Raw genomic sequence first — 7,754 nt, 5'->3', positions numbered from 1 at the left:
TAAGAGACAGCGGGCTGAATAGTCAGCCCGTCCGGCGTTCGAGGACGAGCGGCGGAGCCGCGGGGGCAACCCCCTACGCCACCCGCAGCGCCTGCGCGTCGCTCTGCTCCGGACGGATCCCCAGATCCCGCAGCAGCGCATGTGCCGCCCGCCGCCCCGAGAACAGGGCCCCCTGCACCGTGCTCGTGTCGCGGTGGTCGCCGCACACGTACAGCCCCGACAGCAGCCGCACCGGCCGCCGTACATCGTGCGGCGCCGGCATGGCCGGGACGGCGTCCGGGTCGTGATGGGCGGTCAGGAGCTCCAGGTCGTCGGGGGCGAGGCCGTACACCCGGGCCAGCTGTGCCCGCGCCGCGCGGTCGAGTTCGGCGACGGGTGTGCCGGCCGCCCGGCCGAGCACGGTGGAGGTGATCAGGGTGCGTCCGGCGGGGGCCCGGTCCGGGTCGACCTCGCTGGCGACGGTGGTGTGGGCGACCGGGCCGCCCCGGCCGCCGGTCACGATGAGGGAGCCGTCGCACGACGGCGCCTCGGCGGCCGTGTGGTGCAGGACCGTCACCGGGTGGAAGCCGGGGAGGCGCAGGCCGGGCAGCAGGTCGGCGGCGGCCCGGGCGCCGGTGGCGACGATCACCGAGCGGCAGCCGATCTCGCCGTGCGCGGCGGTCGTGACGGAGGTGATGTCCGCGGACGTGGCCTGGACCCCCGTCCTGATGGTCCCCGCCGGCAGCAGCCCCGCCAGCAGTTCGGGGATCGTGCCCGCCCCGCCCGCCGGGAGGCACAGCCGGCCGCGGGCGAAGCCGCGCAGCACGAGGTCGGCGCAGCGGCTGGAGGTGGTGAGCTCGGGGTCGGACAGCAGGGAGGCCAGCAGCGGGCGGAGGAAACCCTCGACCGTGCGGGCCGGCAGTCCCCGGGTGGCCAGGGTGGCGGCGGTCGGGCGGTCGGGGCGGGCCAGCATCCGGTCGGTGGGCAGGGTGGCGAGCCGGGCGAGCGCCGCGTCCAGCCGGGCCTGGTCCAGGCCGGTGGACCGCGAGCTGCGGGCCGCCGTGGCCAGCGCGCGGGCGGTGGTGAACGCCCGTTTCGCGCTCTTCGCGCCCCGCACCTCTCCGATCCGGTGGTTGCGGCCGTCGGCGTGGACCAGCACGCCCGGCAGGAACGGCCGCAGGGCGAGGGCGCCCAGGCCGGGGGTGCGGCGCAGGTCCGGGAAGGCGGTGTTGAGCAACTGGCCGGAACGGTCCAGCCGGAAGCCGTCGATCCGGTCCGTCGCCATCCGCCCGCCCGGCCGGTCCGCGGCCTCCAGGACGGTGACGCCGACGCCGGCGCCGGTCAGGTGGTGTGCTGCCGAGAGCCCGGCGAGGCCGGCTCCCACGATGACGACATCGGCGTGGTGTGCGGTGTGGCGTGCGCTGCTGGCCACGTGGCCTCCCGGGGTCGGTCCGCTCGTCGGTCCGCTCGCTCGGGGGCGTGATGCCCCCAACCGGACGGCGCGATGCGCGAGTTCGCCTCGACCGTAGAGAGAATTCCGGTCAATAACAGTCGCGCACGGATAGAGCACGGTCGCACGGCGGTCGCACGGTTACGGTTTCGGGGCGCTCAATCATCGGGCGGAAGCATGGCCCTCGGGGGCGAGTGCCGCGCGGACGGCGCTCTCGACGTCCGGATGCGCGAACCGGAAACCGGAGTCCAGCAGCCGCCGGGGGACGACCCGTTGGCCGGCCAGCACGTCGGAGGCGAGCTCCCCCAGCACCAGCCGGAGCGCCGGGGCGGGCGCGGGCAGCAGCGCGGGGCGGTGCAGCACGCGCCCCATGGTCCGGGCCACCTCGCGGTTGGTGACCGGCTCCGGCGCGGTCAGGTTCACCGGCCCGGACAGCGCCGGGGTGTCCAGCAGATGGCGCAGGGCGGCGATGTGGTCGCGCAGGGAGATGAAGCTCCAGTACTGGCGGCCGTTGCCCAACGGGCCGCCGAGCCCCAGCCGGAACAGCGGGAACATCCGGCCCCACGCGCCACCGCGGCGGCTCACCACCAGCCCGGTGCGGGTCAGCACCGTCCGTACGCCCGCCTCGGTGGCGGGGGCCGTGGCCGCCTCCCACTCCTGGCAGACCCCGGCGAGGAAACCGCGACCGGGCGGGGAGTCCTCGTCCAGCACACGGTCGCCCGCGTCCCCGTAGAAGCCGGTGGCGCTCGCGCTGATCAGCACCCGGGGCGGGGTGTCGAGGGACGCGACGGCCTCGGCGACCGCCGCCGTGCCGAGCACCCGGCTCTCGCGGATCTCCCGCTTGTACGCCTCCGTCCAGCGGTGCGCGCCCACGCCGGCGCCCGCGAGGTGCACCACGGCCTCGCAGCCGGCCAGCGCGCGGGTGTCCACCCGCTGCCGCTTCGGATCCCACTCGGCCTCGTCCTCGCCCCGGGGCGGGCGGCGCACGAACCGTGTGACGCGGTGGCCGTCCGCTTCGAGGGAGCGGACGAGCGCCGTACCGATGAGACCGGTCGAGCCGGTGATGGCGATGCGCATGGGTCACACCTTTCCCGGCCGTCCCCGGTCCACGCGCGGCGGGCGCGAAACGGCGCATCCGCGGGACGCCGGAAGGGGCGGGGAGGGTGGTGAGCCGGCAGGCGGTGGGCCGGCATCGCACGCGCGCCTCATGCCCGGAAGCGCTCCCACAGCGCGGGGAAACGTTCGGCCAGCACGTCCCCGTCCGTCACGTCGAACGCGGTCCCGTGCGGCTCCGCCGGCGCCGGCGGCAGGGCCAGGTCGGGCATGTCGGCGCCGGTGAGCTGCTCGTACGCCTCCTCGGCCGCGTACCCGAGGTCCTCGCCGTCCCCGTCCGCCTCCTCGTCGAAGTCGTCGAGCAGCTCGGCGAGCCGGTCCGGGTCGTGCAAGGCGCCCTCGAAGACGTGGCGGCCCTGCCCGATGAGCCAGCAGCGGAAGTAGTCGAACGCGTCCTCGCCCGCCCCGCCCAGCAGCACGGCCGCCGCGCCCCACAGGTCCCACTGGTAGGCCCGGTTGTACCGCACCTCGAAATGCCGGGCGAAGTCCGTCACCCGCTCGGGATCGAGCTGCATCAGCCGCTCGACCAGCAGGTCGGCCTGGTCCTCGGGGTCGCCGCCGGCGGCGGCGCGGGTCTCGTCGACCAGCTCCCAGAACTCCGTCTCGTCCATCACGGCAACAGCATCCGCCCTGGCCCGCCGGGGCGCACGCGGAGGGGTGCGGAAGCGGTCGTACGGAGACCCGCGCGCCGACTCGCGCGCGGTGCGCGGGAAAACACGACAGAAGGTGTCCGGTATCGATGGCACCGTCGGCCTCGCGCGACGAAACGTCGTGCCGACCGGGAACGGCTACGAGGACGAGAGGGGACGACACGAACGTGAACGCCGGAACGAGGGCACTCGAGGGCAAGGTCGCACTGGTCGCGGGCGCCACGCGGGGAGCGGGCCGGGCCATGGCCGTCGAACTCGGCCGGGCCGGGGCCGTGGTCTACGCGACCGGCCGCACCACGCGCGAGCGGCGCAGCGAGGTCGGCCGGCCGGAGACCATCGAGGAGACGGCCGAGCTGGTGACCGCCGCGGGCGGCACCGGCATCGCGGTCCGGGTCGACCACCTGGAGACCGACCAGGTCAGGGCGCTGGTCGAACGGATCGACCGGGACCACGGCCGGCTGGACGTGCTGGTCAACGATGTGTGGGGCGGCGATCACCTGCTGGAGTTCGAGACCAGGGTCTGGGACCTGAGCATCGAGCGCGCCCTGCGGATGCTCCGCCTCGCCCAGGACGCCCACCTGATCACCAGCCACTGCGCGCTGCCGCTGCTCATCCGGCGGCCGGGCGGGCTGGTCGTGGAGATCACGGACGGGACGCCGGAGTTCAACACCGACCACTACCGGGAGAACATGGTCTTCGACCTCGCCAAGTACGCGCCCGCCCGGATGGCCTGGGCGCTCGCCCACGAGCTGAAGCCGTACGGCGGGACGGCGGTCTGCCTCAGCCCCGGCTTCCTGCGCTCCGAGGAGATGCTCGACCACTTCGGGGTCACGGAGGAGAACTGGCGGGACGCGGTGGCCAAGGACCCGCACTTCGCCATCGCCGAGTCCCCGGCGTTCCTGGGACGGGTGGTGGCCGCCCTCGCCGGGGACCCGGAGCGGGGGCGGTGGAACGGGCAGGCGCGGTTCGGCGGCGAGCTGGCGGCCCACTACGGGGTGACGGACGTGGACGGCTCCCGGCCCGACTGCCTCGGGTACTTCACGGACGTCGTGTTCGGGGGGAAGCGGGCGGGGGCGGAGGCGTACCGGTAGGGGCGCTTGCCGGTCCGGCGCGCCGGGGCTCCTCCGCCCCGGCGCTCCGGTCCTCACCCGCGCCGGGCGCGTGCGCCGAGCGCCGGCGTCTGCTCCCTGACGGGCCCCGGACGGTCCCTTTCATGCGGTGACGCGGGGAAGGCTTCGGGTGCGGTCTCTCGTACGGAGGTGATGGACGTGTTCGACCTCAAGACCGAAGCCGACATGCGGCTGTACTCGGACAGGAAGGCGGCGGAGCTGGCGCACCTGCGGCGGGAGCGGGAGGAGGCGGAGGCGGGGTGCGTGGCTTCCCACGCGGGCGCGGGCGTGGAAGCGGGTGCGGACGTGGCCGGGGGCGGTGGGGGCGGCTGAGGTCCGGTCTGTCCTGAGCCCCGGTCCCGCCCTCTCACCGTTTTTCACCGGGGGCCGGCCCCCGCTCCCTCGGGCAGCCCCCGCCGGAACGGCCGGAGGAAGCAGGGACCGGGGCTCACCCCCCGACCCCGTACAACGCCGCACTCCTCCGTGCCGCCTCGGCGAACCGCTCCCGCAATTCCGCCGGCTCCAGCACCTCCGCCTCCGGCCCGAGCGCCAGCAACTGCTCGCGCGCGACGTCCAGGGACTCGACCGGCAGGGTCACCGTGATCCGCCCCGCCGCGTCCGCCGGCGCGGCCTCGGCGAGCGCGTCGCGGGCGGCGCGCCGTTCCGTGAGGTACGGCAGGCGGCGCGCGCCCTCCGGGGTGAGCCGCAGGACGACGCGCTCCTTCAGCAGCGACCGGGCGAACCGCTCGGCGTGCTCGTCCCAGAAGGCCGGGAGGTCGAAGGTCTCGTCGCGGCGGAAGGGGGTGGGGCCGACGGTGACGGCGGTGAAGCGGTCGACCCGGTACACCCGGGGCGTCGGGCCGCCGTCGGCCCGGCCCGGCTCGACCGCCCGGGCGATCAGGTACCAGACCCCCGCCTTGAGCACGAGCCCGTACGGCTCCAGCTCCCGTTCCACCTCCGCGTCGTCGCGCCGCCGGTAGCGGGCGGTGAGGCGGCGGTCGTCCCAGACCGCCTCCGCCACGGCGGGGAGGAGCGGCGGGGGGTCGGCCGGCTGCCACCAGCCGGGGGCGTCCAGGTGGAAGCGCTGGGCGGCGGTCGCCGGGGCGTCGCCGAGTTCGGGGAGGAGCGCGGCGGAGACCTTGAGGCGGGCGGCGGATGCGGCGTCGGCGAGCCCCATCTCGCGCAGGGCGGACGGCACTCCGGAGAGGAAGAGGGCCTCGGCCTCCGTGCGGCCCAGGCCCGTCAGCCGGGTGCGGTAGCCCCCGACGAGGCGGTAGCCGCCGGTCCTGCCGCGGTCGGCGTAGACGGGGATCCCGGCCTCGGAGAGGGCGAGGACGTCCCGGGCGACCGTGCGCTCGGAGACCTCCAGCCGCGCGGCCAGCTCGGCGCCCGTCATGGACGCGCGGGACTGCAGCAGCAGGACGAGTTTGATCAGACGGGCCGCTCGCATGCGCCCCATGATGCCGCCACGGGAAAACCGGGGGGGATCAGGGGACGACGACAGGTACCCGTACGCCCAGCCAGGGCATGGTCGACGGACGAGGACCTGTCGTCACCCCTGAGCCGCTCCGCGACACAGGACAGGGCGCGCGGCGCGGCTCCGCGGAGACGATACGCCCTGATCGATGATCGATCAACCGGTGTCGGCGGACCCCGCTGTGCCCCACCCCTAGGGGGCGTCCTCAGATCTGCGGGGCGCAGCCCAGCACATGGGTCCGCAGCAACTCCCCGATCCGGGGATCGCGCCGGCGGAACGCGGTCACCAGCTCCGCGTGATCCTCCGCGTGGGCCCTCGGCTGCGGGCTCAGCCAGCGGATCGACAGAGCGGTCCACACCTCGATGCCCAGCGACTCCCAGGTGTGCAGCAGGACCGAGTTCCCGGAGGCCAGCACGATCTCCCGGTGGAAGGCCACCGTGTGCCGCGCCTGGGCCTCGCGGTCGCCTCTGCGGTCCGCCTCGTACAGCGGTGCCAGCTCCCGGTCGAGCGCCGACGCGTCCTCGGCGAGCGCGTCGGCCGCCAGTTCGGCGGCGACCTGCTCCAGGCCCGCGCGGACCGGGTAGCTCTCCCGGAGGTCGGCGGCGGTGAGCTCCCGGACGCGGACGCCCTTGTTCGGGGACGACTCGATCAGCCGCAGGGACTCCAGCTCGCGCAGCGCCTCGCGCACCGGCGTCTGGCTGACCAGCAGCTCCGAGGCGATCCGGCGCTCGACGATGCGCTCGCCCGGCTGCCACCGACCGCTGACGATGCCTTCCAGGATGTGCTCGCGGATCTGCTCGCGCAGGGAGTGCACGACGGGGACGGCGGGGACGGCGGGTGGTGACATGGGCGCTCCTCGGCGGCCGGACGTTCGCCCGGCCATTATCCCGGTGGGGAAAGGGCGCGGCCCCGGCCCGTACCGGAGTACGGAGCCGGGGCCGCGCCCTGTTCGGCGTGGGCCGGAGAGCCGGGATCAGAGACCGATCTCGGTCTCGAACTCGGCGGCCTCCAGGATCGCCTTGACCGTCGTCAGGTAACGGGCCGCGTCGGCGCCGTCCACCAGGCGGTGGTCGTAGGAGAGCGTCACGTACGTCATGTCGCGGACGCCGATGGTCGTGCCCTCCTCGGACTCGATGACCACCGGGCGCTTGACCGTGGCGCCGATGCCGAGGATCGCGACCTGGTTCGGGGGCACGATGACCGTGTCGAACAGCGCGCCGCGCGAGCCGGTGTTGCTGATCGTGAAGGTCGCGCCGGACATCTCGTCCGGGCTGATCTTGCCCGTACGGACCTTGCCCGCCAGCTCCGCCGTCTTCTTGGCGATGCCCGCGATGTTGAGGTCACCCGCACCCTTGATGACCGGGGTCATCAGGCCCTTCTCCGAGTCGACGGCGATGCCGACGTTCTCGGAGTCGAAGTAGGTGATGGTGCCCTCGTCCTCGTTGATCCGGGCGTTGACGACCGGGTGGGCCTTCAGCGCCTGGACGGCGGCCTTGACGAAGAACGGCATCGGGGAGAGCTTGACGCCCTCGCGGGCGGCGAAGCCGTCCTTGGCCTTGGCACGCATCCGCATGATCTTGGTGATGTCCACCTCGATCACGGAGCTGAGCTGGGCCTGGCCGTGCAGCGCCTTCATCATGTTGTCGGCGATGACCTTGCGCATACGCGGCATCTTGACCGTCTGACCGCGCAGCGGGGACGCCTCGACGGCCGGGGCCTTCGGCGCGGCCGGGGCCTGGGCGGCCGGGGCCGGCGCGGCCTTGGCGGCCTCGGCGGCGGCCAGGACGTCCTGCTTGCGGATACGGCCACCGACGCCGGTGCCCTGGACGCCCGCGAGGTTGACGCCGCTCTCGGCGGCGAGCTTGCGGACGAGCGGGGTCACGTAGGCGCCGTCGGTGTTGGCGGCGACGGCCGGGGCCGGGGCCTTCGGCGCGGCCGGGGCCTGGGCGGCGGGAGCCGCGGGGGCTGCCGGGGCC

Annotated in this window: 8 protein-coding genes; 2 read left to right on the top strand and 6 right to left on the bottom strand. The window is 74.7% G+C overall.

Annotation, left to right across the window (positions count from 1 at the left end):
- Positions 1 to 73: 73 nt before the first annotated feature.
- The 3 genes from ACSNOK_RS28015 to ACSNOK_RS28005 all read right to left on the bottom strand — a co-directional run bounded on the left by ACSNOK_RS28015 (position 74) and on the right by ACSNOK_RS28005 (position 3,153).
- Positions 74 to 1,411, bottom strand: coding sequence for an NAD(P)/FAD-dependent oxidoreductase (locus tag ACSNOK_RS28015; RefSeq protein WP_436783578.1), 1,338 nt, complete (start codon positions 1,409 to 1,411; stop codon positions 74 to 76).
- Between the two features lie 180 nt (positions 1,412 to 1,591).
- Positions 1,592 to 2,506 carry a TIGR01777 family oxidoreductase gene (locus tag ACSNOK_RS28010; RefSeq protein WP_436783577.1) on the bottom strand — a complete coding sequence of 305 codons (915 nt, stop codon included), beginning with the start codon at positions 2,504 to 2,506 and terminating at the stop codon, positions 1,592 to 1,594.
- A gap of 128 nt (positions 2,507 to 2,634) precedes the next feature.
- Positions 2,635 to 3,153 (bottom strand): DUF4240 domain-containing protein, encoded by a 519-nt coding sequence (locus tag ACSNOK_RS28005; RefSeq protein ID WP_436783579.1) that lies wholly within the window; start codon positions 3,151 to 3,153, stop codon positions 2,635 to 2,637.
- Between the two features lie 206 nt (positions 3,154 to 3,359).
- On the opposite strand from ACSNOK_RS28005, the gene ACSNOK_RS28000 reads away from it, so the two are divergent.
- Both ACSNOK_RS28000 and ACSNOK_RS27995 read left to right on the top strand, forming a co-directional pair.
- On the top strand, positions 3,360 to 4,283 hold the full coding sequence (locus ACSNOK_RS28000) for an SDR family oxidoreductase (RefSeq protein ID WP_436783576.1): 924 nt from the start codon (positions 3,360 to 3,362) through the stop codon (positions 4,281 to 4,283).
- A 177-nt stretch (positions 4,284 to 4,460) separates the two neighbouring features.
- Entirely contained in the window at positions 4,461 to 4,634 is a 174-nt protein-coding gene (locus ACSNOK_RS27995; RefSeq protein WP_436783575.1) for a hypothetical protein, read from the top strand.
- Between the two features lie 115 nt (positions 4,635 to 4,749).
- Here the strand turns inward: ACSNOK_RS27995 and ACSNOK_RS27990 are convergent, their stop codons facing one another.
- The 3 genes from ACSNOK_RS27990 to sucB all read right to left on the bottom strand — a co-directional run.
- Complete coding sequence (locus ACSNOK_RS27990; protein ID WP_436783574.1) at positions 4,750 to 5,751, bottom strand: helix-turn-helix transcriptional regulator; 1,002 nt, start codon at positions 5,749 to 5,751, stop codon at positions 4,750 to 4,752.
- Between the two features lie 232 nt (positions 5,752 to 5,983).
- Positions 5,984 to 6,625: a GntR family transcriptional regulator gene (locus ACSNOK_RS27985; protein WP_436783573.1), complete on the bottom strand. Its 642-nt coding sequence runs from the start codon at positions 6,623 to 6,625 to the stop codon at positions 5,984 to 5,986.
- A gap of 126 nt (positions 6,626 to 6,751) precedes the next feature.
- A partial coding sequence (gene sucB, locus ACSNOK_RS27980; RefSeq protein ID WP_436783572.1) for a 2-oxoglutarate dehydrogenase, E2 component, dihydrolipoamide succinyltransferase occupies positions 6,752 to 7,754 on the bottom strand: 1,003 nt, incomplete at its 5' end.

Source organism: Streptomyces sp. URMC 126 (assembly GCF_051386555.1).
Taxonomy (GTDB): Bacteria; Actinomycetota; Actinomycetes; order Streptomycetales; family Streptomycetaceae; genus Streptomyces.
This window is presented reverse-complemented; position numbering and strand designations above follow the sequence as displayed.

What these genes read in the sequence shown, in the direction of transcription:
- ACSNOK_RS28010 (WP_436783577.1), bottom strand. Translation starts at nt 2,506, where the DNA reads ATGCGCATCGCCATCACCGGCTCGACCGGTCTCATCGGTACGGCGCTC.
- ACSNOK_RS28005 (WP_436783579.1), bottom strand. Translation starts at nt 3,153, where the DNA reads ATGGACGAGACGGAGTTCTGGGAGCTGGTCGACGAGACCCGCGCCGCC.
- ACSNOK_RS27990 (WP_436783574.1), bottom strand. Translation starts at nt 5,751, where the DNA reads ATGCGAGCGGCCCGTCTGATCAAACTCGTCCTGCTGCTGCAGTCCCGC.
- ACSNOK_RS27985 (WP_436783573.1), bottom strand. Translation starts at nt 6,625, where the DNA reads ATGTCACCACCCGCCGTCCCCGCCGTCCCCGTCGTGCACTCCCTGCGC.